Source organism: Amphritea sp. 1_MG-2023 (genome assembly GCF_030547545.1).
Classification (GTDB): Bacteria; Pseudomonadota; Gammaproteobacteria; order Pseudomonadales; family Balneatricaceae; genus Amphritea.
Window position 1 is genome coordinate 198,381 of sequence record NZ_JAUOQE010000002.1, and the last position, 24,344, is coordinate 222,724.

The window sequence follows — 24,344 nt, forward strand, 5'->3', positions numbered from 1 at the left end:
CAGCGTCAATTTATGTGATTAATATGACAGTCAGTGGTCAGAAAAATGACTATCCGATGACGGCGGTGTTTGGCTTGTATTATCAATCAAATTCAAACGCATCCTTCCACGGGTCTTTATCGTTCACGCGTCGGCCATGATTTTTGCGTCGATCCGGCTCATAACGGATCTGTTCTCGACGGTTCTTATGATTGCGACGATCAATGCCGCAGCGTTTTTCGATCAAGGGACGTTCGTGATCATTGGCTTTGTTGCTTTTTTCGCTTGTCATAACATCTGTCCTACGGTGTCTACTTTAAGCTTAGAATAATTTTCATTTAAATCGAGAATCATCGTGACTCTCTTCGTCACCGATCAATGCCGCGAGGTGGCGGGTGAATGTTTGCAGATGGGTGATCTGACGCCTTATAATGCAGTTATCTAAATTAGTGTTTTTTAATATTTCGCTGTCGATATTTAGATCGTTTTAACTTATTGAGTCTAGATAAGTTGAGTGTAATAAATTGAGTCTAAATAGGAGTCTGACGAATCATGAATACTCTCAACAGGACGTTTGCGCGCCGGTTGTTTATCTCATATCTAATTGCCACCACTGAGCGGCCGAGTGTGCCTGCATTGATCGCACTGACCGGCTGGCCACGACGCACCATACAAGATGTCATCAAGGTGATTCCCGGTATGGGGGTGAATATTTACTTCAAGCAGGATGGTCGACGTAATAATGACGGTTATTATGTGATCGATAGTTGGGGAGCAATCAATTCAGAATGGGTTAAATTGAATATTGATCGCATAAAGCGGAGCTTGGAACTTAAATAACTGTTTTTATATACAGTATTTCATAGTAGGCTTGAATAAATACAAAATGAGTTTGTGTTAATTTGGGCGATGAAGTGACTGAGCAGCCGTTACGAAAAATTATTCATTGTGACTGTGATTGTTTTTTTGCCGCAGTCGAGATGCGGGATAATCCGTCCCTGCAAGATATTCCATTAGCCATTGGTGGTTCATCTGATCGCCGTGGTGTGATTTCTACCTGTAATTATCCCGCTAGAGCGTTTGGTATTCATTCCGCCATGGCGACTGCCCAAGCCCTGAAACTGTGTCCGCACTTAACGGTCTTGCCCGGTAATATGGAGAAATACCGTCAAGCATCGGCTGCTATCATGTCGATCTATGCTGACTATACTGATTTAATTGAGCCTTTATCACTGGATGAAGCCTATCTGGATGTGACCGATGCTAAGCATCATGGTGGTAGCGCTACCTTAATGGCGCAAGAGATACGTCAGCGGGTCAGTGATACTGTGGGCATCACTATTTCGGCGGGTGTCGCTCCGAATAAGTATATTGCTAAAATTGCCAGCGATTGGCATAAACCGGACGGCTTGTGTGTTATCACGCCGGATAAGCTAGAAGACTTTGTGCTGCGATTGCCGGTGAAGAAAATCGTGGGTGTCGGTAAGGTGACAACGGCGAAACTTCAACAGATGGGTATCGAGAACTGTGCCGATTTGCGGCAGTTAAGTTTGGCGCAATTAGTTAATCGATTTGGTCGGTTTGGTAAGCGATTATACGAGCTAAGCCGAGGAATTGATGAACGGCCGGTGAAAACCACGCGGGAACGCAAATCGATCAGTGTTGAACATACGTTTGCCGTTGATTTACCTGATTTATCCTGCTGTGTCGATAAACTACCGGCGATGCTGAGTGAGCTTGAACTTCGGTTTCAAAAGCATGCTCAGCAGCGAGAGGTTGCGGGGGCGGTGATTAAGTTGAAGTTTGCCGATTTCACACAAACCACGGTTGAACAACAGAGCGGTGAATGTTCATTGGCGCTGTATCAGCATCTTTGTCAGGAGGCTTGGTTGAGAGGCCGTAAGGCGGTACGTTTAATCGGTGTGGGGTATCGCTTACGGCCCAAGAATGGTCAGCAAGTCGAACAGTTAAAGCTACTGTATTAAACGCTGATGGCGATAGCGGATAGTTAAGCGAGGAACCAAGTATGTTGCAACATGATGCCGCGATCGCAGCGCTAATTGATCGTTTACAGCGGTTGCAGCCGGACCCTGGTTATCGGGATGATCAGCAGGCCATATTTTGTTGTCGTTTAGCCTTGGATGCGTTGGAGCAGGGAAGTTATGGCGTGGCGGCTATATTGATTGATCCTCAGGGGCGACGGGTGGCACAGTCTGAAAACCGCGTGTTTAGTCAGGCGGGTTATCACAGTAGTGCTCATGCTGAAATGTTATTGATCGATCAGCTTGAGGCGGGGCTAGTGCCTTATCAGCCAGAAGCGTTGACGCTATTAGTCACGCTCGAACCCTGTCCGATGTGTTTAGCGCGGTTGTTGCTATCGGGCATTGGCTCGGTGCGCTATATCGCCGCTGATCATGCCGGTGGCATGTTAACTCATGCCGATAAATTACCGCCCGCTTGGCGTAATTTGATGCAGTTGCAACAGCACTACAAAGCCCATGTCTCGCCGAGTGTAAAACAACTGGCCGCCGATATCGCCGCAACGCACTTAGCTAGTCTTCGCCATAAGCTGTTGTTGCATATACGTCCCTAAGTCTATTTTGTGCAGATGCACAGTGCTATAATTCCGCTTTTTTTGCCGTCAGTCTTCTACTCAGGAAAAGTATTCTATTATGCTGCAGCTGATTTATAAACGTTCTAAAAGCATGAAATCCGATCTGTTATCCGGTCTTACGGTGGCACTGGCGCTGGTGCCGGAAGCGGTGGCCTTCGCGTTTGTAGCGGGTGTCGCTCCTTTAGTAGGGCTTTATGCCGCCTTTATGGTGGGCTTAATTACCGCCGTCATCGGTGGCCGTCCTGGAATGATTTCCGGTGCGACCGGGGCGCTTGCGGTGGTGATGGTGAGTCTCGTGGCTGAACACGGGATTGAATATCTGTTTGCTACCGTTGTGTTGATGGGGATTTTCCAGATATTAGCCGGTATCTTTAAGCTAGGTAAGTTTATCCGCATGGTGCCGCATCCGGTGATGCTCGGGTTTGTTAATGGTCTCGCTATCGTTATCTTTTTAGCGCAGATGAAGCAGTTTCAGGTGGCGGATGCCGATGGCGTACTGAGTTGGATGCAAGGTGAGCAACTGGGTGTGATGCTCGGGCTAGTGGCTTTAACGATGGCGATTATTCACTTTCTACCGAAATTAACCAAAGCGGTACCGTCGACATTAGTGGCTATCTTGGTAGTCACCGGACTGGTGATTGGGCTAGATATTGATACGGCTCGAAGCGTACAGGATGTGCTAGTCGATATGACCGGTGATCCCGCGGCGAGTATTGCGGGTGGTTTGCCGCAGTTTCATATTCCGATGGTCGATCTTAACCTTGAAACCCTACGGATTATTTTGCCTTATGCGCTGATTCTGGCGGCGATTGGCTTGATTGAGTCACTGCTAACACTGACTCTGATCGATGAGATTACCGAAACTCGTGGTCGGGGTAATCGTGAATGTGTCGGTCAGGGCGTTGCCAATGTTGCGACGGGTTTCTTTGGCGGCATGGGTGGCTGTGCGATGATCGGTCAGAGCATGATTAATATTGGCTCGGGAGGAACAGGGCGAGCATCCGGTATATCGGCGGCGCTATTTTTACTGCTGTTTATCTTGGTCGGCTCTAGCTGGATTGAGATTATTCCGGTCGCCGCGCTGGTCGGTGTCATGTTTATTGTCGTGATTGGTACTTTTGAGTGGGCCAGCCTCAACTTGATGCGAAAGATTCCGCCTTCCGATGCGATTGTGGTCGTCGTTGTGACGGTGGTAACGGTACTGACGGATTTAGCGATTGCCGTCATTGTGGGTGTCATTGTGTCTGCGCTAGTGTTTGCTTGGAAACACGCTAAGCATATGCGTATCGATACCAGTGTTGAAAATAATGGCTACTTGAAGGTTTATAAGCCGCATGGGCCGCTGTTTTTTGGTTCTGTTCAAGCCTTTCGCGATAATTTCACACCTAAGTTTGATCCAGAGGAAGTGATCATCGACTTTGCAAATTGTCGAGTGATGGATCATTCCGGTGTGGAGGTGATTGACTCATTGGTAGAGCGGTATGAGAAAGCGGGTATTGATATTCATATTCGTCATCTGAGTGATGAATGTATTCGTTTGCTAGAAAAAGCCGGTACTGCCGTTGAGATCAATCGGGAAGAAGACCCCAATTATAAAGTAGCAGCCGACAAGTTGGGTTGATTTAAACAGTCAATGATTAAACGCCGCGGTGATCATCGCGGTGATGATGGATAACGGATATTAACGATGGAAATTGAACTGATTATTGCTTTTGTTGTGCTAGGAACGGTGGTTGGTTTCCTCGCCGGTTTGTTGGGTATTGGTGGTGGTCTGGTCATGGTGCCGGTGTTAACCTCATTATTTATCTGGCAGGGGCTGCCCGTCGATCAGGTAGTTCATCTGGCGCTGGGGACATCCATGGCTTCGATTGTCATGACATCGATCTCAAGTATGCGCGCGCATCACAAAAAAGGCGGCGTGCTATGGCCGGTGGTCAAACGGATTGCGCCGGGGATCGTGGTGGGAGCGTTTTTAGCGACGTTTTTGGCTTCGGTGCTCAGCTCGACCTTTCTCGGTGTGTTTTTCTCCTGCTTTCTGGTGTATGCATCAACACAGATGTTTCTTAATATTAAGCCAAAGCCGAGCCGTAATTTGCCCGGCACACCGGTGCTGTTTGCCGCAGGCAGCGTGATTGGCAGTATCTCGGCCTTGGTTTCTATTGGTGGAGGAACCCTCACCGTACCGTATTTAAGCTGGCACAATATTGATGTTAAAAAGGCGATTGGTACGTCTGCCGCGATTGGTTTGCCGATTTCGGTGGCAGGCACCCTTGGCTATATTATCAATGGCTTATCCGCAGACATGCAGATTGATTACAGCGTCGGTTTTATCTACCTGCCTGGCGTGATCTTAATCTCATTGATGAGTTCATTGATGGCGCCTGTTGGCGCACATGTGGCGCATCGCTTGCCGGTGCCAGTGTTAAAAAAAGTATTTGCTGTGCTGCTGTTGGGTTTGGCGATTAAGATGATTAGCTCGGTTATCTAAGCGCTAGTCTATGTTGCTGCTTTTTGAGGGTGATGCGTTGCAAGCCTCGTCGGCACTTTACTGGGTTGATGGCTGAATGCGTATCGGGGCTGCGGTTTATGTAGTATTGCAGCCAAACCGGAGACATAAAAAAAGAGCTGCAGTTTCCTGAGCTCTTATTTCTATAATCCATATCGCTGTGGTGTTAGCAGTTCCATACTGCAGCCCCTTCATCATCCCAGAAGAGGCTTCCCATCCGTGGAAATTATGTAGCGAAATACCCGTTAGCATCCTGCCAATGGGTCATCTCCTTATCGCTTTACGACCTCCTTGTCGTTTCAGCGTTTCGTCATCCTTAAAGAGTGTCGATCCAACGAGAGTCATTATGGCTATATCGTTATAATCTGGCTATAGGAAAAAGTCTTAAAAATGTCTGATTCGGGCGACTGATCTGTATGATAGTAGCGACAATCGCTGAGACCTTTGGCTTTCGTTTTTAGTCAATCTATGAATAACGGCGAATATTTTACGGTTACTTGGCCACTAATGGCGCTTGATCGAAGCTAATGCCTGCCCAGCCCTGAGTGATAAAGTTACGGATATTGCCATGATCCTTGCCCTCGGGATGTTGTAGAACATCTTGACGGTAGAAGCGGCCAAAGCAGTTGAGGGTATGTTGCTCGGATAAATTATTCAATGTCGCAAAGGCAAAGATTTTACAGGAGCCCTGATTGGTGCCTGCTTCGTTGATCAGTTCGCCATTGGTAAAGCGGCTGGGAGTGTAATCATAGTGGGCTTCGATAACGGCCATGGTGTCTTCGAAGTCGATCGTATTGGGTTGCTCTAGTTGTTGGATAAACTGCTGTAAATTCATTCAGAACTCCTGTCTGGCTGTAGATCGTTAAGTATCAATTGCAAGGTTTTGTTGCTGCTGTTGCAGTAGGGCATGCACAAGTTCGGTATTGGGCACTTGAATGTTGAGTTTAGCCGCACGGCTGATGATCGCACCGCTGATACCATCGAGTTCCAAGGGGCGGCCTTTTTCTTGATCGACCAGCATGGAGGTTTTAATTGCATCGAAGTTGCAGATTAGCGCATACATCTCATCGATATCCGCTTGACTGAGTGTGACATCATCCACCGGCGATACGGCGGCGACTTCTTGCATCATCCGATAGACGGTTTTACCGAAGGTTGGATGTGAAGTGAGTGCGTGAGTATCGAGACGTGTCAGCGCTGAAAGGGGATTAACGCCATTATTGATAATCAGTTTGCGCCACAGTTCGTAACGGATATCGCTACTGATCTGAGTTGGAATGCCGGCTTCATTGAACGCTGCGGCAAAGGCTTCTAACGTTGAGACGGGAAAAGTCTGCTCGCTGTGATGATTCGGCCAGCTACCCATCACCACCTGTGCGGGGCCGGTGGCTTCGATTTTACCTGGGGCGATGATATGGCCACCGATGCGAACGGCTAAACCGCCGAGTGTACGATGAAGTCCTAATGTTTTGCCTATTAGGGGCTCGTTATCAACGCCGTTTTGTAGCGATAGCATCGGTGTTTCTGCGGTCGTTAGCCAAGCGCTCATCTCTGCGAGTAGGCTGGCAGTACCGCCCGCTTTAAGTGTTAGCAGGATAAGGTCGAAATCATGGCATTGATAACGATTTTGTAGCGTGTGATTATCGAGCGCTTCAACCGGTTGATTGAAGCTTAGCTCGGGATGACAAATACTCAGGCCGTGAGTCTGCAATGCCTGCAGGTGTTCACCACGGGCCAGGTATGTTACTTGATGTCCTTGTTGCTGAAGTCTGGCACCGTAGTAGCAGCCGATGCCTCCAGCGCCAATAAAAAGAAAACGCATTGTGTTACCTATTCATCTTGTTTTCTGAATGAGGTTAGCACTGTACCTTATGCGGCGATGATTTCCAGCACGATAGAGCGGATCTATCACGCTTAACCGCGGCTGACGCCGGGGTTATTGCGTGCTGGACGACGGTTGCCCGGTTTAGCGGGGGCATTGCCGTTATTGGATCGGCCACCACGGTTTGCCGGTCGCTGAGGATTGCCTGAGGCTTTGGTTTGCGCCCCTTTAGCGGCAGTCGACTGACGCGGGTTTGCCGCTTTGCTATTGCCGGAAGGTTGTTCTTGACGATTACCCGACTGACTGCGGTGACGTTTGTTTTTGCCCGCGGGTTTGTGTCCTCGGGCGACATCAGCGGAGCGTTGACCATCCTGATGGCCTGTCTGAGGCTTGGCTCTTTTCGGTTTGTTGGGTTTGCGTTTACGCTTGCTCAGGCTCGATTCCGGCAGGTTATGCAGCGGTTGAAACCCGAGCACCTCTTCGCGTTCGAGTAGCCGTCCAATCAGGTGTTCGATATCCGATAGTTGATCAAATTCATCGGCACTGACTAATGAGATGGCCTGACCGCTGGCCCCGGCACGACCGGTACGGCCGATACGGTGAACATAATCTTCAGCAACATTGGGTAGATCGAAGTTAACCACCTGCGGTAGTTGATCGATATCCAAACCTCGCGCGGCGATATCGGTAGCCACTAATACCTGAATCTTGCTCTGCTTGAATTCCAGTAGCGCTTTGGTGCGAGCGGATTGGCTTTTATTACCATGTATCGCGGCGGCTTTGACCCCTTGCGCGTCTAGGTGCTTGCAGAGCTGATTAGCGCCGCGTTTGGTCCGAGTGAAGACCAATACCTGATGCCATTGATGTTCTGCGAGTAGATGACTGAAGAGCGCTGATTTTTGTTTCTTATCAACCGGACAGATCCACTGCTTGACGTTGTTCGAGGTGGTGTTGCGCGGGGCGACAGAGATCTCAACCGGATTGTTAACCAAGCCTTTAGCGAGTTGACGGATCGAATCCGAGAAGGTCGCAGAGAACATCAAGTTTTGTCGTTGTTTTGGCAGCAGGTTGATGATGCGTTTGATGTCATGAATAAAGCCCATATCCAGCATCCGGTCGGCTTCATCTAGCACCAGTACTTCAACTTGATTGAATTTGACGGCATTTTGGTTATACAGATCCATCAGCCGACCGGGCGTGGCGATTAAAATATCGACCCCTTTGCGCAGCTGCATCATCTGAGGATTGATACTGACACCACCAAACACTACCGCCGAGCGTAAGGGCAGGTGTTGGCCATACTCACGTACGCTTTCAGCCACCTGAGCGGCTAGCTCGCGGGTTGGGGTCAAAATGAGGGCGCGAATCTGCGTGCCTTTGGCTCGCTCACCCTGACTCAGACGTTCAAGCAGCGGTAGGGTAAAACCGGCGGTTTTGCCGGTGCCGGTCTGGGCCGCAGCCATCAGGTCTTTGCCTTCCAGTACCGCCGGAATCGCTTGGGCCTGAATTGGCGAAGGGGTCTCGTAACCTTTATCGGTAACGGCATCAAGTATCGGTGCCGATAGGCCCAGATCAGTAAATTTCATGCACACTCTCTATAACTACATTGTCGAAATGACAGGAGCGCGAAGGATACAGCAAAGGCGTCCGAAATGGCAGTGATTATAGCGTTTGTCCGCGACAACTGAGTTGCCAGACTTCGACCGCACCGGTATTGAGGTTGGTGATGACATTAGCACCCATTTGGCTGAATGACTGACCCAGAATATTGGCTGGAGAGAGCGTCGAGGGGGGCTTAACTGAAGTCTCTTTTTGCTGCTGTCGATGACGCCATTGTAGTGCTTCACTCGACCAGTTTTCAGCCTGTTCGAGTTTAAAGTGGTGCTGCTGTAATAAAGCGCTGATCGCTTCAAAGGTGAGCAGATGGGACTGTTGTGCGTTACTGGCCCAAGGCACGGGGTAGCGCATGCTGTGAGGGTTGGGGCCCTGCAGTACCTCATGTAATAGCAGTGATCCATGACGGCTGAGTATGCGACGGCACTCTTGCAGGCAAACATCGGTGTGAGGAATGTTTAATAAGCTGTGTTGAAAGATAATGCAATCAAAGTGGTTATCTGCAAAGGGGAGCTGACGGGCATCGCAGGTAATTAGCTGAGGTGAGGTAGGCGGTGATGTTAGCGCGCTAATCGCTTGATTTAGGCGATTAAAGCGGTGCGTGATATCGATACCGACAACCTCGATCTGAGTCTTAGCGTTGAGCATGCGCATCAAGCCGCCCACACCCGAGCCGATTTCTAGAATACGGTGGGGTTGATCGTGTTGCAGTTGCTGAAGGAGTTTCTCCGAGGCCTTAATGCCGCCAATATGGAGTTGATCTAAAGGCGCTAATTGATAGCTCGAAGGGCCATCGGGATAACGTTGACGGAGTTGCTGTAAGAGGAAGGCTTCGTCTGCGTGATGGCTGTAATGTTGATCGATATCCACCGGCGTATCCTTGCTGTTGATCTGTTATTAACGTGATGAGGCGACCGTTATCGTCATAAAAACGGGGTCAATAGACCCCGCTTATCTTATCACTAAGGGATCAGATATCATCGAGCCCCAATTCTTTGATCGAGATTTCGCGCATTTTAAACTTCTGAATCTTACCCGTTACCGTCATCGGAAATTCATCAACAAATTTAAAGTAGCGTGGAATCTTAAAGTGAGTGATCTGACCTTTACAGAACTCCCGCAACTGATGCTCGGTAACACTCTCAGAGTCGACACTGAGTTTAACCCAAGCGATCAATTCCTCGCCATATTTTTTATCTGGAACGCCGGTCACCTGTACATCGGTAATGTTCGGGTGCGTATAGAGAAACTCTTCGATCTCTTTAGGATAAACGTTCTCACCACCACGAATAACCATATCTTTGATGCGCCCCACGATCTGAATGTAACCTTCCTCATCCATGGTCGCGAGATCTTCGGTATGCATCCAGCCGTTTTCATCGATGGCTTTTTGGGTGCCTTGTTCATTGTTCCAGTATTTGAGCATGACACTGTAACCGCGAGTACACAGTTCGCCAATTTCGCCGCGCGGAAGGACGCGCCCAGTCAGTGGATCGACAATCTTACTTTCTAGGTGGGGCTGAGTACGGCCAACCGTGGTTACCTGTTTATCAAACGGATCATCCGCAGCGGTTTGCGTCGATACCGGACTGGTTTCTGTCATTCCGTAGGCGATCTGTACCTCTTTCATGTTCATTTTAGAATTCACCGCTTTCATCACCTCCGCAGGGCAGATGGAGCCTGCCATAATGCCGGTGCGCAATGAAGAGAGGTCATAACTATCAAAGTCAGGATCTTCCAATTCGGCGATGAACATGGTCGGTACCCCATAAAGGGCAGTGGCCTTCTCTTTTTGCACCGCTTCCAATACCGCTTTAGGTTCGAAACCGTCGGTGGGGTAGATCATCGTCGCCCCATGGGTGACACAGCCGAGATTACCCATCACCATACCAAAACAATGGTAAAGAGGAACCGGGATGATCAGGCGGTCTTTAGCGGTAAAGTTTTGGCTTTCGGCGACAAAGAAACCGTTATTGAGGATATTGTGATGACTCAGGGTGGCACCTTTAGGAAAACCGGTTGTCCCCGAGGTGTACTGAATATTGATCGGATCATCGAACTGCAGGGTTGCCTGAATATCCTTGACTTGCTGTGGATCGACTTGCTCTGCTTGTAAAACAAAGTCATTCCAGCGCCACATGCCAGGATGTTGTTCGTCGGCTAGGTTGATAATGCATTCAAGTGTTTTCAGCTTGGCTGATTTTAGTTGGCCGGGCTCGCATTCATGTAACTCGGGTGCTAGCTCGAGTAGCATCTGCGTATAGTGAGAATGTTTAAACGTGTCGGCGGTCACGAGAAACCGAGTGCCGGACTGGTTGAGGGCGTATTCGAGTTCATGCAGGCGATAGGCTGGATTAATATTGACCAGAATGGCACCAATTTTAGCCGTGGCAAACTGGGTGACCGTCCACTGATAGGTATTCGGCGACCAGATGCCGATACGGTCACCGGGTTTAAGCCCAAGGGCGAGTAGTGCGCGGGCGCATTGCTCAACTTTGTCATGAAGCTCGGCGTAGCTCCAATGAATATCCTGATAATGTACGATTAATGCATCGTTATCAGGGTAGCTGGCGCAGGTTTCATCAAACTTATCGCCAATAGTCATGCCCAGCAAGGGAGTGTTGCTGGTGCCGCTGGTATAGCTGGGTTGTGTGTTGCTCATGGCTGTTTCCCATCGTTATTTTTATAGATTGGGGTTTATCTTGCGCGCTATTATTGTGTTAGCGCATACCTTAACTGTGTCACTGTTGTCGATTGAGTGCGTGGTACTCTGGGTTGGGTTGCATATCGACAGAGCCAGCGACGCGGTTAGTCATATTGTAGAAGCCTGCCACATTGGCAATATCCCAAATATCCTGATCACTGAACTCGGCGTCTCGCAGGGCTTGTCGATCACTCTCGACGATACAGTCGGGTGAAGTGGTCATTTTGACAGCAAAATCCAACATGGCACGGTGACGCTGAGATAGATCGGCGGCACGATAGTTAATAGCGATTAACTCGCCTAAGGCGGGATTGCCGGAATATTTGCGTACCGCGGCACCGTGAGCGACGATGCAATAGAAACAATGGTTTTGCGACGAGACGGCTACCGCAATCATCTCGCGTTCCAATGCCGTGAGGTTACTGTCGCCGAACATCAGCTCGTTATAAAATTTTGAGAACACCTCTAACTGAGCGAGGTTTTGGCTATAAGCCTGTAGAACGTTAGGCACCATGCCTAATTTTTCATCGCAGACATCGAAGTATTTTTTTACCTCAGCAGGCAGTTGATCCCGTGTCGGGTAGTTAAGCTTGAGTGCGGTGATATGATCAGGTTGAGACATTATCTTACTCCGTCTTATTGTTGTCCTTCAGAGTGGTCAGGCAGATAGGCGCTTAATCATAACGACTTGTTACCCATATATTAGGGTAAACCCTAATGCTGATTCAAGGTTAAAATCACATCAATAGCGATTTTAAGTTAATTGTTGGGCTTCAAGTCGCTCTGAATAATGCGCATCTGTCTGCTGCATGGGTTAATGACAACCCATTGCTAAGGCGACCTTTGAGCCGCTAGTACGCCCTAACTGGCTGGAAATCCAATGCCCTGTTTGAGCTAATTTAGTTAGATCGACACCGGTTTTAATGCCCAGTCCATTGAGCATGTACAACACATCTTCGGTGGCGACGTTGCCCGAAGCGCCTTTGGCATAGGGGCAACCCCCTAAGCCAGCAACCGAGGCATCAATCACCGCTATACCCTCTTCGATGACCGCATACAGGTTGGCCAACGCTTGACCATAGGTATCATGAAAATGCGCCGCGAGTTTTTCGATAGGTACCTGTTGACTGACGGCTTCGAGCATCCGTTTTGCCTTGAGCGGCGTGCCGACGCCGATGGTGTCGCCTAATGAGATCTCGTAGCAGCCCATATCGAATAACTCACGACTAACGGCCGCCACTTGAGCGGGATCTATCTCGCCTTCGTAAGGGCAACCCATCACCGTCGATACATAGCCACGCACGCGGATATGGTTAGCCTGCGCCAGTTCAATCACCGGCGCGAAGCGTGCTAGGCTCTCTTGTATAGAACAATTAATGTTCTTCTGTGTGAACGCTTCTGAGGCTGCGCCAAATACCGCAACCTCTTCGACACCCGCTGCCATCGCGGCTTCTAGGCCTTTCAGGTTAGGCGTCAGTGCCGCATAAGTCACCCCCGGCTGGCGCGTAATCTCGGTCATAACGGCAGCGGCATCGCCCATCTGTGGCACCCACTTGGGGGACACGAAACTCGCCGCTTCGATATGACTCAGACCCGTGTCGCTGAGCCGGTTGATGAGCTCAACTTTAATGCGAGTATCGATGATAGGGCCTGATTCATTTTGCAGTCCATCTCGGGCGCCCATTTCGAATAGACGAACCGTGTTTGGCAATGCCATCGTTACGCCTCCGCGATATCAAGTAGGTTGAGTGAGATCAGTTCGGCACCATCGGCCACAAGATCACCTTCGGCAAAATAAATCTCGGCGACCGTGCCATCATCGGGGGCTTTCAGACTATGTTCCATTTTCATGGCCTCCATGATAACCAAGGTCTCACCGGCTTTAACCGCTTGACCCGGTGCAACCAACACGGCGACGACGGCACCATTCATGGGGGCGGTAAGGCTGTTATCGGCGGCATGATCTTCATTGCCAAAGCTTTCTCGCTGCTGTTCGCAGACAAATTGCTCACCTTCGTGGAACAGGGTGAGGTGATCGCCTTCGTTATACAGGTGGACACTCAGTTGATGCCCGTTGATAACCACCTTGAGCTGATCGTCGCTGAGGATGGCGTTGACCTGATAGCTAGCATCATCGATCTGTACCTCATAGTGTCCCTGAGCTTCAACACAAGGCTCCAGAACATTCAATTGATAGGCCGTATCGGCATGTATCAGCGTTAATGGCCGAACATACTCTGAGTTAAGCCGCCAGTGGTTCTGATAGCCGAACGGTGAATAGGGATCGTCTGGGTTATTCGCCTGTTGCTTGGTTTTCTCGCTAAAGAAGCACGCCGCCATGGCTAGGCAAAAAGCGGTATTGAGGTTGCTGACGGGAAATAGCAGGGCTTCATGTTTTTCAATAAAACCGGTATCCAGATCGAGCGCTTTAAACGGTGCACTCCCTGCTAAGTGACGTAAGAATCGCAGATTGGTGGTTAAACCGCTGATACGATACTCTTCGAGGGCTTGTTCCATCCGCGCGATGGCGCGATCGCGGTCATCATCCCAGACGATCAGTTTAGCGATCATGGGATCGTAAAACACGCTGACTTCATCCCCTTCGACGACGCCGGTATCAACCCGTACATGACGGTTTTCTTCAGGGGTGCGAAGATAACGCAACGTACCAGTGGCCGGTAAAAAATCATTATCGGGGTCTTCGGCATAGACACGTGCTTCCAGTGCATGGCCCTGAATGCGGATCTCATCCTGCTGTAACGGTAGCGGTTCACCACTGGCGATTCTCAGTTGCCATTCCACTAAGTCTTGACCGGTTACCATCTCGGTGACAGGGTGCTCAACCTGCAAGCGAGTGTTCATCTCCATGAAGTAGAATGAGCCATCGACATCGTAGAGAAACTCGACTGTGCCTGCACCAACATAATCGATCGCTTGCGCAGCGCGTACGGCGGCTTCACCCATCGCTTTGCGGGTCGCATCGGGTAGATTCGGGGCGGGGGCTTCTTCAATGACTTTCTGATGACGACGTTGTACCGAGCAGTCGCGTTCTGCGAGATAGACGCCCTTGCCCTGTTTATCACAGAATACTTGAATTTCAACGTGCCGTGGTTGCGTCAGATAGCGTTCGATCAACATATCTGGATTACCAAAGGCGTTCTTCGCTTCACGGCAGGCGGATACAAGTGCGGCATCAAACTCTTCAATCGACTCGACCACGCGCATCCCTTTACCGCCACCACCGGCGACGGCTTTCAGCAATTGCGGAAAGCCACAGCGAAGCGATTCGGCTTTGAGTACTTCGGGTGATTGATCATCACCATGATAGCCAGGCACCAGCGGCACCGAGGCGTGCGACATAATCTCTTTAGCGGCCGATTTTGAGCCCATCGCTTCAATGGCGCCGGTGGGTGGGCCGATAAACTCAATTCCATTATCGAAGCAAGATTTTGCAAACGCGGCGTTTTCAGAGAGAAAACCATAGCCTGGATGTATCGCTTGCGCGCCCGACTGCTTGGCAATCTGAAGAATCTTATCCGCGCGCAAATAGCTTTCACTGCTAGGGGCTGGGCCGAGTAGAAACGCTTCATCGGCCATGGCAACGTGGCGAGCATGTTTATCGGCTTCAGAGTAAACAGCAACACAGCGGATACCCATGCGGTGAGCGGTTTGGATAACCCGGCAGGCTATCTCCCCTCGATTGGCAATTAGAATTTTATTAAACATGCCGTTTACTCCTGAATCCAGTTCGGTTTACGCTTTTGTAGAAAGGCGCTGAGCCCTTCCTGACCTTCGTCGCTGACACGGATATCGGCGATACGACGGGCGGTATCATCAATCACCTCTGCGGTGATCTCTTTTTGACTAACCGCCGAGATAAGTTGCTTCGCGGCTTGCATTCCCTGCGGGCTGTTTTTTTGTAGCGTGGCGGTCATGCGGTCGCAGGCTTCGTCCAGTTGTTCAACGTTCTCGACGACTTCATGGACCAGGCCATACTGCTGAGCCGTGCGCGCCGAGAACGGTTCGGCGCTGAGGAAATAGCGCCGCGATTGACGTTCACCTATCGCGCGAACCACATAGGGACTGATCACAGCGGGAATTAAGCCAATCTTCACTTCCGATAAGCAGAAAGCGCTACTGTCGGCGGCGATTACAATATCGCAACAGGCGGCGAGGCCTACGGCGCCGCCATAGGCGGCACCTTGAATCAGGGCGATAGTGGGTTTGCTGTGGTTATTCAGTCGCTCCATCAGTGTGGCCAGACGGCCAGCATCGATTCGGTTTTCTGCATGGGTGTTGTTCGCCATGCGTTTCATCCAAGCCAGATCGGCGCCGGCGGAAAAGTTTTTACCGCGAGAGCGCAACACTAACACGCGTACATCGGGATCTGTCTGCGTCGCCTCTAGCTGTTCGATAAGCTGCTCGATCACCGCATCATCGAAAGCATTGTGCACTTCAGGGCGGTTAATGATCAGCTCTGCGATACCCTGACTGTTTTTTTCTAACAGCACCAATTGTTGTTTTATCGACATCGGTTCACGCTCCATTACATCCGGAATACGCCGAAGTGGGTGTCGCCCACCGGCTTATTGAGGGCGGCAGAGAGACTCATGCCGATCACATCACGGGTTTGCTTGGGATCGATGACGCCATCATCCCAAAGGCGAGCGGAGGCGTAATAAGGATGCCCCTGATGCTCATAGGTATCGATAATAGGTTGCTTAAACTGGGCCTCGTCCGCAGCTGACCACGATTCGCCGGTACGTTCTTTATTATCACGTTTGACGGTTGCCAGTACGCCAGCGGCCTGTTCGCCACCCATCACTGAGATACGCGCGTTCGGCCACATAAACATCAGATTAGGGCTGTAGGCTCGGCCACACATGCCGTAGTTACCCGCGCCAAAGCTACCGCCGATAAGCACTGTAAATTTAGGCACATCGGCACAGGCAACCGCGGTCACCATTTTGGCGCCGTGTTTGGCGATCCCTTCGGATTCGTATTTTTGCCCAACCATAAAGCCGGTAATGTTTTGTAGGAACAGTAGCGGTATTTTGCGCTGACAGCAGAGTTCGATAAAGTGCGCTCCTTTTTGTGCCGATTCACCAAACAGAATGCCGTTATTGGCGATAATGCCCACCGGATAGCCATGAATATGCGCAAAACCGGTCACCAGGGTGGTGCCATAGAGTTTTTTAAATTCGTCGAATTCGGAGCCATCGACAAGCCGAGCAATCACTTCGCGAACGTCGTAAGGTTTTCTCAAATCAGTACCGACAATGCCGTACAGCTCATCAGCTGGGTAGAGGGGGGCTTTGCTGGCCTGAGTCTTGATATTGACCTCTTTGCGGCGATTCAAGTGAGCGACACAGGTGCGCGCAATGGCTAACGCATGGGCATCGTTCTCGGCATAATGATCGGCTACGCCGGAGACTTTACAGTGGACATCGGCACCGCCGAGATCTTCAGCGCTGACGACTTCGCCCGTGGCGGCTTTCACTAGAGGTGGGCCGGCAAGGAAGATAGTGCCTTGATCACGCACAATAATCGATTCATCAGCCATCGCAGGGACATAAGCGCCGCCGGCGGTACATAAACCCATGACGACGGCAATTTGAGGAATCCCTTTGGCCGACATACGGGCCTGATTGTAGAAGATGCGACCAAAGTGATCGCGGTCGGGAAACACATCATCCTGTTGTGGCAGGTTCGCACCGCCGGAATCGACTAGATAGATGCAGGGTAGGTGATTTTGTTCGGCGATCTCTTGAGCGCGTAGGTGTTTTTTCACGGTCAGTGGAAAATAGGTGCCGCCTTTAACGGTGGCATCGTTGGCGATAATCATGCATTCGATACCGCTCACTCGACCAATGCCGGTGATAATGCCCGCGGCAGGGACATCGTCATCATAAACCTGATAGGCGGCGAGCTGAGACAGTTCTAATAGCGGCGAACCGTCATCGAGTAGGGTATTAATACGTTCTCGGGGGAGTAATTTGCCGCGGGATAGATGGCGTTCTTGATATTTAGCGCCGCCACCTTGATGAATTTTCGCTGTTTTATCGCGCAGGTCGTTGACCTCGGCGGTCATCGCATCGTAATTAGCACGAAACTCTTCCGCTCGGGGATTTATTTTTGTTGTAATGGTAGCCATGGCTCTTCCTCTGATATGACGCCCGTTCGTTAAGGGCGTCATATCGGTACAGTCTTTGATATCGTTTATCTCGATAAAAACGAGGGGCGGATTGCCCCACCCCCCAAACCTTCTAACGAAGGACTCACTGATGAAACAGATCTATTTATTGAGGAACAATTCGCGGCCGATCAGCATTCGGCGAATTTCAGAGGTGCCTGCCCCAATTTCGTACAGCTTGGCATCCCGCAGTAGTCGGCCGGTAGGGAACTCATTGATATAACCGTTACCACCGAGTAACTGAATCGCGTCTAAAGCGATCTTGGTGGCCATTTCGGCGGTATAGAGAATCACGGCAGCACAGTCTTTGCGTGAAGTTTCCCCGCGCATGGCGGCTTGAGCCACGGTGTAAGCATAGGATTTAGAGGCATTCATGAGAGTGTACATGTCGGCAACTTTGCCCTGTACCATTTCAAATTCACCGATCGCTTTACCAAACTGCACGCGATCTCGAGTGTAAGGGATAGTGATATCCATCGCCGCTTGCATAATACCTAGCGGGCCGCCCGCGAGGACTAGGCGTTCGTAGTCCAGACCTGACATCAGCACGCGAACACCACCGTTGAGTTCACCGAGAATGTTCTCTTTTGGCACAGGGCAGTCTTGAAACACCAGTTCACAGGTATTAGAGCCGCGCATGCCCAGTTTATCGAGTTTCTGATGGCGGGAAAAACCAGGGTAGTCGCGTTCAACGATAAAGGCGGTGATGCCTTTGGCGCCTGCCGCAACGTCGGTTTTGGCATAAATCACGTAGGTATTAGCATCAGGGCCATTGGTGATCCACATCTTGTTACCATTGAGTAGGTAATGATCGCCGTTATCCCGAGCCGTTAGTTTCATTGACACAACATCGGAACCGGCATTCGGTTCAGACATCGCCAATGCACCGATATGTTCGCCGCTAATTAATTTCGGTAAGTAAGCAAGCTTTTGCTCATGGGTACCGTTACGGTGTATCTGATTGATACACAGGTTCGAATGGGCACCATACGATAGACCAACGGATGCCGATGCGCGACTGATCTCTTCCATGGCGATCATGTGAGCCAGATAACCCATCTCGACACCGCCGTATTCCTCTTTGACGGTGATCCCGAGTAAACCCATATCACCAAATTTTCGCCACAAATCACTCGGAAACTCATTATCGTGATCGATCTGATCGGCGCGCGGGGCGATCTCTTGTGCCGCAAAGCTGTTGATCTGCTCTCGCAGCATATCTAGGGTTTCGCCGAGTCCGAAATTAAGTGAGCTATACTGTGCAATCATTTTTTGTCCACCTGGCTTTAGGAGTTAGCTGGGCCGCTTATGATGCGCGCCTCAGACGTTCCGGTTTACGTTTTTTGTTGTTGGTTGAGCGTTAATCTATGTTTATCGGGTAAGGCCTGCGCAAGGCAGTGGTTATACCGATGTCTACGTTGTTGCTGTTAATTCATTCATCGCTTCGCGACAGCGGGTTTCGGCACTGTCTAATTCGAGCTGTAGCATGGCGATATCGTTGAGCTGTTGTTCAAGTGCCGTTTTCTTTTCCTCTATTTTGGCCATTAATAAGCGTAGCTGTTTCATGCTGCCGGTGGGTGTTTCATCCCATAAGGCAAACAGTTCACGGGTTTCAGCCAATGAAAAGCCTAAGCGTTTACCGCGTAGAATCAGCTTTAGCCTGACTCTATCTTGCGCGCTGTAGACACGCGTCTGTCCGCGACGGGTAGGGAAAAGCAACTGCTGATCTTCGTAGAAGCGAATACTACGGGTGGTGACATCAAACTCACTGGCCAGCTCGCTAATCGAAAACGTTGTGGTATGGCTAATCGGCATCCTGATCTCGCTGATTCATTCATCATGTGGTTTTTAATGTAGCGGAAGTTTACGTAAACGTAAAGTAAGTATTTTAATGTCTCAAAATTGATATGTTTCGTATTAATTAAGTTAAGCTTATGATATTTATAGGTTTATTTTATTTTTTATGATTATTTAATTTCTATGTTAGACTAAAGTAGTACTTGTTTTCCTGTAAGGGAAATTGCTAACTTGAGCACAAGGTTGCAATGAGCATGATTCATTTTTTGCTCACCTGATAATAAAAACAATATAAACAATTTAAGTGGGGCTGGTTCTTCATGAGTGCCGACTATGTTCTCGAAACCAGAAATCTGGTCAAGGAATTCAAGGGCTTTACCGCCGTTGATGATGTAAATCTTAAAGTTGAGCGGGGAACAATACATGCGTTGATCGGGCCTAATGGTGCCGGAAAGACGACAGTATTTAACCTACTGACAAAATTTCTCACGCCCACACGAGGGACAATTCTATATAACGGAGCAGACATCACATCGATGAAGTCTGCAGCGATTGCCCGTCAGGGCATTGTGCGTTCGTTTCAAATTTCTGCCGTCTTTCCACATCTATCGGTGATGGAAAATGTACGCATCGCTCTGCAACGTAAAGAAGGTAACAGTTTCCATTTCTGGAAATCGGTCAAGGTGTTGGACAAGCTTAATGAGCGCGCCCTTGAACTGCTAGATGAGGTGGGGCTGAAAGAGTATGCCCATAGCATCACGGTTGATCTGCCTTATGGCCGTAAACGGGCCTTGGAGATCGCCACCACGCTAGCACTCGATCCCGAGATGTTATTGCTGGATGAGCCCACTCAAGGGATGGGCCATGAAGATGTTAGTGTGGTCGCCGATCTGATTAAAAAGGTGTCTGCCAATCGTACCATTCTCATGGTTGAGCATAACTTACACGTCGTCGCACAACTGGCGGATAACATTACCGTGTTGCAGCGCGGCGCTATTTTAACCGAAGGTAATTATGACACGGTGTCTAACGATCCGCAGGTACGGGAAGCCTACATGGGGGTTGAAGCCGATGATGAAGTCGCTCAAGCGATCGCTGCTGATAAAGCTAATGCAGACAAGGGGGAGACGGTATGAGCACAACCGGTGAAAAGATCCGTATTAATGATCTGCATGCTTATTACGGTGAATCCCATATTCTGCATGGTATCGATATGACCATTATGCAGGGCGAATTGGTGACACTGTTGGGACGTAACGGCGCCGGTCGTTCGACCACTCTGAAAGCGATTATGAATATGGTCGGTCGTCGTACCGGCATGATTAACGTTAACGGTAATGAAACCATTGGTATGGCAGCTCATAAAATTGCTCATCTAGGGGTGGGGTACTGCCCCGAAGAGCGGGGTATCTTCTCCAGCTTAAATGTTGAAGAAAACCTGATGCTGCCGCCGAATGTGCGTTCTGACGGCATGAGTATCGAAGAGATCTACGATATTTTCCCTAACTTGGCCGAACGTCGTTATAGCCAAGGGACACGACTATCAGGGGGCGAACAACAGATGCTGGCGATGGCGCGTATTTTGCGCACCGGTGCCAATATTCTGTTGCTCGATGAAATTACCGAAGGGCTTGCCCCGGTGATTGTACAAAAATTGGCTGAAGTTTTGTTAATGCTCAAGGAGCGCGGTTTAACCATCTTACTGGTTGAGCAAAACTTCCGTTTCGCGGCGCCGATCGCCGATCGGCATTACGTTATGGAACACGGTCATATCGTTGAAGAAGTTCAGCAGCATGAACTGAGTGAAAAAACAGAACTGCTGAATACCTATTTGGGTGTTTAACGCCCACATATCTTAGTCAGAAAAAAGCTCTAACCATGAAGTTCGATAAAAATAAAAAGTTCTCAAGCAGGAGTGACAACATGAAAGTAATAAAGAAAAGCCTACTGGCGGCAGCCATGAGCGTTGTAGCGACGAGCGGTGTTCAAGCTGCAGGTATCTCCGATGATGTGGTGAAAATCGGTGTGCTCGCTGATATGGGGGGGGTGTATGCCGATATCTGCGGTCAAGGTTGTGTTACCGCGGTAGAAATGGCGATTGAAGATTTCGGCGGTACGGTGTTGGGTAAGCCGATTGAGATGGTCAGTGCTGATGATCAGAACAAGCCGGATGTCGGTTCTGCCAAAGTGCGTCAGTGGATCGAAAGCGATAACGTTGATGTTGTCACCGGCTTAGTTGCCTCCTCGGTGACGGGAGCGGCGACTAAGGTGTTGACCGATGCCAAGAAGATTGCCCTGATCTCGACCTCGGCCAGTAATGCCTTCACCACTAAGGCGTGTTCTCCTTACAATGTGCATTGGACCTATAACGTTGCCGCGCTGGCAAACGGTACGGTGAAGCCGATGGTCGATGCAGGTAAGAAAAAGTGGTTCTTTATTACCGCAGATTATGCCTTCGGTCATGCCCTAGAAGGTATTGCGACGAAGGTCATCGAATCCAGTGGCGGTGAAGTGGTGGGGGCGGTGCGGGCACCATTAGGTACCACCGATTTTTCATCCTATGTATTACAGGCGCAAGCCTCAGGTGCTGATGTCGTGGGTTTAGCGAATGCTGGCGGAGACTTTGTTAACTCACTGAAAACAGCGGCAGAATTTGGTCTAACTGAGACCGTTGATGTCGCGGGACTATTGGTGTTCACCAATAATGCCTTGGCATTAGATCCGGCGATTGCGGCCGGCATGAAGGCAACGTCGGGTTTCTATTGGGATTTCGATGATCAAACACGTGAATGGTCTGCCCGCTTTAAGGCACGTCATGGTGTGATTCCTTCAATGGGACAGGCGGGTCAATATTCGATGACCATGCACTATCTGAATGCGGTTAAAGCGGCCGGTACCGATGAATCCGATGCGGTGATGAAGCAGATGAAAATGACCAAGCCGGATGATTTCTTTGCTCGTAATGCCACGCTGCGTAACGATGGTCGAATGGTTCACGATATGTTGTTGGTCAGTATTAAAGATGCTGCAAGTCGTCAATCTTCCGATGATATTTATAATGTTGAAGCCGTCATTCCAGGTGATGTGGCATTCAACCCAATGCTACCCGAGTGTGACTTCAAGTAAGGCTTATGAACAACGGATAAGTATTTACTTGAAATAGGGCGTGGTGTTTTAGCCACGCCCTATCTGATCTAAAAGATAGTTTGCAAGGCCTGTGTGGGATCGGTTAAAGCGTCGATCGCATATATTGTCCTTGCTTCTCTGGGTGATGTTATGGCGACGATATTTGGTATTAATCTGTTTGCGCTGTCGGGGCAATTGTTGGTGGGGCTGATCAATGGATCATTCTATGCACTGCTAAGCCTTGGTCTTGCGATTATTTTTGGTTTGTTAAAAATTATAAACTTCGCGCAAGGCGCGATGTATATGCTCGGCGCTTTCTTCGCTTGGATGGCCCTTAATTACCTGGGCATCAATTACTGGTGGGCGTTGATTTTGGTGCCGTTGGCAATTGGTTTATTGGCGATTCTCATGGAGCGCTTCTTAGTGCGACCGATTGCTAACGAGGATCATCTCTACAGTTTGTTACTAACCTTCGGTATTGCCTTGGTTTTACAGGGCGTCTTTACTCATGTGTATGGTTCATCCGGTCTGCCTTATCAGATTCCTGCGGAACTCAAAGGGGGGACGAGACTACCGTTTATGTATCTGCCTAATTATCGCGCCTGGATTATTGTTAGTTCGCTGGTGGTCTGTTTCAGTACTTGGTGGGTGATCGAGAAAACCAAACTAGGTGCCTACTTACGGGCCGGTACTGAAAATCCTCAGTTAATGCAGGGATTTGGTATCAACGTACCGCTGATGACGACTTTAACCTTTGGTTTTGGTGTGGCGTTAGCTGGCTTTGCGGGGGTGCTGGCGGCACCGGTGTATTCGGTGAGCCCCGATATGGGATCTAACATTCTGATTGTGGTATTTGCCATTGTGGTTATTGGCGGTATGGGATCCATCGGTGGAGCGATTTTAACTGGCCTCATGATGGGCGTAGTTGAAGGGTTAACCAAGTTTCTCTATCCGGAAGCATCGACGACCGTTATTTTCCTGTTCATGGTGATCGTGCTGCTGGTTAAGCCTGCCGGTCTATTTGGTAAAGAGGCGTAGGAGTTAAACATGAAAATAAATAAACTCTACTTGTTTCTCATCGTTGTGGCATTGGTTGCACCCAGCTTAGTGTACCCCGTGTTTCTGATGAAGTTGTTGTGCTTTGCACTGTTTGCATGTGCCTTTAATTTGTTACTTGGTTATGTCGGCCTACTGTCGTTTGGTCATGCTGCTTTTCTCGGTACTGGGGGTTATATCACCGGTTATCTGATGTTGGAAACCGGCATTACCCCTGAACTTGGGATTCTGGCAGGAACGGTGGGAGCTGGGCTGTTAGGTGCGGTTTACGGTAAGTTGGCGGTGAAGCGTGAAGGTATCTATTTTGCGATGGTGACCTTAGCGTTAGCGCAGCTAGCTTTCTTTTTCTATCTGCAGGCGCCGTTTACCGGTGGTGAAGATGGTTTGCAAGGGGTCCCCCGTGGCGCATTGTTCGGTTTGATTGATCTTGCGGATAATGTCGCGATGTATTATTTCGTTTTAGCGATCTTCATCTTTGGTTTCTGGGTCGTGCATCGCACGGTGCATTCGCCGTTTGGGCAAATTTTGAAAGCCATTCGTGAAAATGAGCCGCGGGCGGTATCGCTCGGTTATAACGTCAATGATTATAAGTGGGTCGCCTTTATTATCTCCTCGGCGTTGGCTGGCTTGGCTGGTTCGACTAAGACCTTGGTATTTCAGCTGGCATCGTTAACGGATGTGCATTGGCATATGTCTGGTGAAGTGGTGTTAATGACGCTTTTAGGCGGTATGGGCACTATTTTTGGCCCACTGGTGGGGGCAGGTGTGGTGATTTCTATTCAGAACCTGTTGTCCGGTGGCGAATTGGGTAACTATATTCATATCATCATGGGGGTTATCTTTATCATCTGTGTACTGGCATTCCGTAGCGGCTTGGTGGGTGAGTTCCAAAAAATGATGAAGAAAAACTTTAACTAAGGCGTGCGTGCTAAC

Annotated in this window: 23 protein-coding genes; 10 read left to right on the forward strand and 13 right to left on the reverse strand. The window is 49.6% G+C overall.

All coding sequences use genetic code 11. The features are described 5' to 3' along the window. Positions 1–82: 82 nt before the first annotated feature. Positions 83–271, reverse strand: coding sequence for a hypothetical protein (locus Q4488_RS02305; RefSeq protein ID WP_303578835.1), 189 nt, complete (start codon positions 269–271; stop codon positions 83–85). Positions 272–531: 260 nt separating this feature from the next. Between Q4488_RS02305 and Q4488_RS02310 the strand changes: the two genes are divergently transcribed. The 5 genes from Q4488_RS02310 to Q4488_RS02330 all read left to right on the forward strand — a co-directional run bounded on the left by Q4488_RS02310 (position 532) and on the right by Q4488_RS02330 (position 5,081). After that, positions 532–819 (forward strand): helix-turn-helix domain-containing protein, encoded by a 288-nt coding sequence (locus Q4488_RS02310; protein WP_303578836.1) that lies wholly within the window; start codon positions 532–534, stop codon positions 817–819. Positions 820–893: 74 nt separating this feature from the next. After that, positions 894–1,964 carry a DNA polymerase IV gene (gene dinB, locus Q4488_RS02315; protein ID WP_303578837.1) on the forward strand — a complete coding sequence of 357 codons (1,071 nt, stop codon included), beginning with the start codon at positions 894–896 and terminating at the stop codon, positions 1,962–1,964. Between the two features lie 41 nt (positions 1,965–2,005). After that, positions 2,006–2,572, forward strand: a complete 567-nt coding sequence (locus tag Q4488_RS02320; RefSeq protein WP_303578838.1) for a nucleoside deaminase — start codon at positions 2,006–2,008, stop codon at positions 2,570–2,572. Between the two features lie 79 nt (positions 2,573–2,651). After that, positions 2,652–4,214: a SulP family inorganic anion transporter gene (locus Q4488_RS02325; RefSeq protein WP_303578839.1), complete on the forward strand. Its 1,563-nt coding sequence runs from the start codon at positions 2,652–2,654 to the stop codon at positions 4,212–4,214. A 66-nt stretch (positions 4,215–4,280) separates the two neighbouring features. Next, the gene (locus tag Q4488_RS02330; protein ID WP_303578840.1) at positions 4,281–5,081 is read left to right on the forward strand and encodes a sulfite exporter TauE/SafE family protein; all 801 of its coding nucleotides are present in this window, start codon (positions 4,281–4,283) and stop codon (positions 5,079–5,081) included. A gap of 511 nt (positions 5,082–5,592) precedes the next feature. Here Q4488_RS02330 and Q4488_RS02335 read toward each other — a convergent pair. From Q4488_RS02335 to Q4488_RS02390, 12 genes are all read right to left on the reverse strand, one after another. Next, a complete protein-coding gene (locus Q4488_RS02335; protein ID WP_303578841.1) occupies positions 5,593–5,934 on the reverse strand; it encodes a HopJ type III effector protein in 342 nt (113 codons plus the stop codon). A 27-nt stretch (positions 5,935–5,961) separates the two neighbouring features. Further along, on the reverse strand, positions 5,962–6,921 hold the full coding sequence (locus Q4488_RS02340; protein ID WP_303578842.1) for a ketopantoate reductase family protein: 960 nt from the start codon (positions 6,919–6,921) through the stop codon (positions 5,962–5,964). Between the two features lie 92 nt (positions 6,922–7,013). Beyond that, entirely contained in the window at positions 7,014–8,507 is a 1,494-nt protein-coding gene (locus Q4488_RS02345; RefSeq protein ID WP_303578843.1) for a DEAD/DEAH box helicase, read from the reverse strand. A gap of 76 nt (positions 8,508–8,583) precedes the next feature. Beyond that, a complete protein-coding gene (locus Q4488_RS02350) occupies positions 8,584–9,405 on the reverse strand; it encodes a class I SAM-dependent methyltransferase (protein ID WP_303578844.1) in 822 nt (273 codons plus the stop codon). A gap of 100 nt (positions 9,406–9,505) precedes the next feature. Then, the gene (locus Q4488_RS02355; RefSeq protein WP_303578845.1) at positions 9,506–11,197 is read right to left on the reverse strand and encodes an AMP-binding protein; all 1,692 of its coding nucleotides are present in this window, start codon (positions 11,195–11,197) and stop codon (positions 9,506–9,508) included. A 79-nt stretch (positions 11,198–11,276) separates the two neighbouring features. After that, positions 11,277–11,861, reverse strand: a complete 585-nt coding sequence (locus Q4488_RS02360) for a peroxidase-related enzyme (RefSeq protein WP_303578846.1) — start codon at positions 11,859–11,861, stop codon at positions 11,277–11,279. Between the two features lie 192 nt (positions 11,862–12,053). Continuing rightward, positions 12,054–12,956 (reverse strand): hydroxymethylglutaryl-CoA lyase, encoded by a 903-nt coding sequence (locus tag Q4488_RS02365; protein WP_303578847.1) that lies wholly within the window; start codon positions 12,954–12,956, stop codon positions 12,054–12,056. Positions 12,957–12,958: 2 nt separating this feature from the next. Next, positions 12,959–14,965 carry an acetyl/propionyl/methylcrotonyl-CoA carboxylase subunit alpha gene (locus Q4488_RS02370; protein WP_303578848.1) on the reverse strand — a complete coding sequence of 669 codons (2,007 nt, stop codon included), beginning with the start codon at positions 14,963–14,965 and terminating at the stop codon, positions 12,959–12,961. A 5-nt stretch (positions 14,966–14,970) separates the two neighbouring features. Beyond that, a complete protein-coding gene (locus Q4488_RS02375; RefSeq protein ID WP_303578849.1) occupies positions 14,971–15,771 on the reverse strand; it encodes an enoyl-CoA hydratase/isomerase family protein in 801 nt (266 codons plus the stop codon). A 14-nt stretch (positions 15,772–15,785) separates the two neighbouring features. Further along, positions 15,786–17,393 carry a carboxyl transferase domain-containing protein gene (locus Q4488_RS02380; RefSeq protein WP_303578850.1) on the reverse strand — a complete coding sequence of 536 codons (1,608 nt, stop codon included), beginning with the start codon at positions 17,391–17,393 and terminating at the stop codon, positions 15,786–15,788. A 141-nt stretch (positions 17,394–17,534) separates the two neighbouring features. Continuing rightward, a complete protein-coding gene (locus tag Q4488_RS02385) occupies positions 17,535–18,701 on the reverse strand; it encodes an isovaleryl-CoA dehydrogenase (RefSeq protein ID WP_303578851.1) in 1,167 nt (388 codons plus the stop codon). 144 nt (positions 18,702–18,845) lie between these two features. Continuing rightward, complete coding sequence (locus tag Q4488_RS02390) at positions 18,846–19,247, reverse strand: MerR family DNA-binding transcriptional regulator (RefSeq protein ID WP_303578852.1); 402 nt, start codon at positions 19,245–19,247, stop codon at positions 18,846–18,848. Positions 19,248–19,549: 302 nt separating this feature from the next. Between Q4488_RS02390 and Q4488_RS02395 the strand changes: the two genes are divergently transcribed. From Q4488_RS02395 to Q4488_RS02415, 5 genes are all read left to right on the forward strand, one after another. Beyond that, complete coding sequence (locus tag Q4488_RS02395; protein WP_303578853.1) at positions 19,550–20,365, forward strand: ABC transporter ATP-binding protein; 816 nt, start codon at positions 19,550–19,552, stop codon at positions 20,363–20,365. Beyond that, a complete protein-coding gene (locus Q4488_RS02400) occupies positions 20,362–21,072 on the forward strand; it encodes an ABC transporter ATP-binding protein (RefSeq protein ID WP_303578854.1) in 711 nt (236 codons plus the stop codon). The genes Q4488_RS02395 and Q4488_RS02400 overlap by 4 nt, the downstream gene beginning before the upstream one ends. A gap of 80 nt (positions 21,073–21,152) precedes the next feature. Next, positions 21,153–22,355, forward strand: a complete 1,203-nt coding sequence (locus Q4488_RS02405) for an ABC transporter substrate-binding protein (protein ID WP_303578855.1) — start codon at positions 21,153–21,155, stop codon at positions 22,353–22,355. Positions 22,356–22,505: 150 nt separating this feature from the next. Then, on the forward strand, positions 22,506–23,393 hold the full coding sequence (locus tag Q4488_RS02410; RefSeq protein WP_303578856.1) for a branched-chain amino acid ABC transporter permease: 888 nt from the start codon (positions 22,506–22,508) through the stop codon (positions 23,391–23,393). Positions 23,394–23,402: 9 nt separating this feature from the next. Then, positions 23,403–24,329 (forward strand): branched-chain amino acid ABC transporter permease, encoded by a 927-nt coding sequence (locus Q4488_RS02415; RefSeq protein ID WP_303578857.1) that lies wholly within the window; start codon positions 23,403–23,405, stop codon positions 24,327–24,329. The last annotated feature ends 15 nt before the right edge of the window (positions 24,330–24,344 follow it).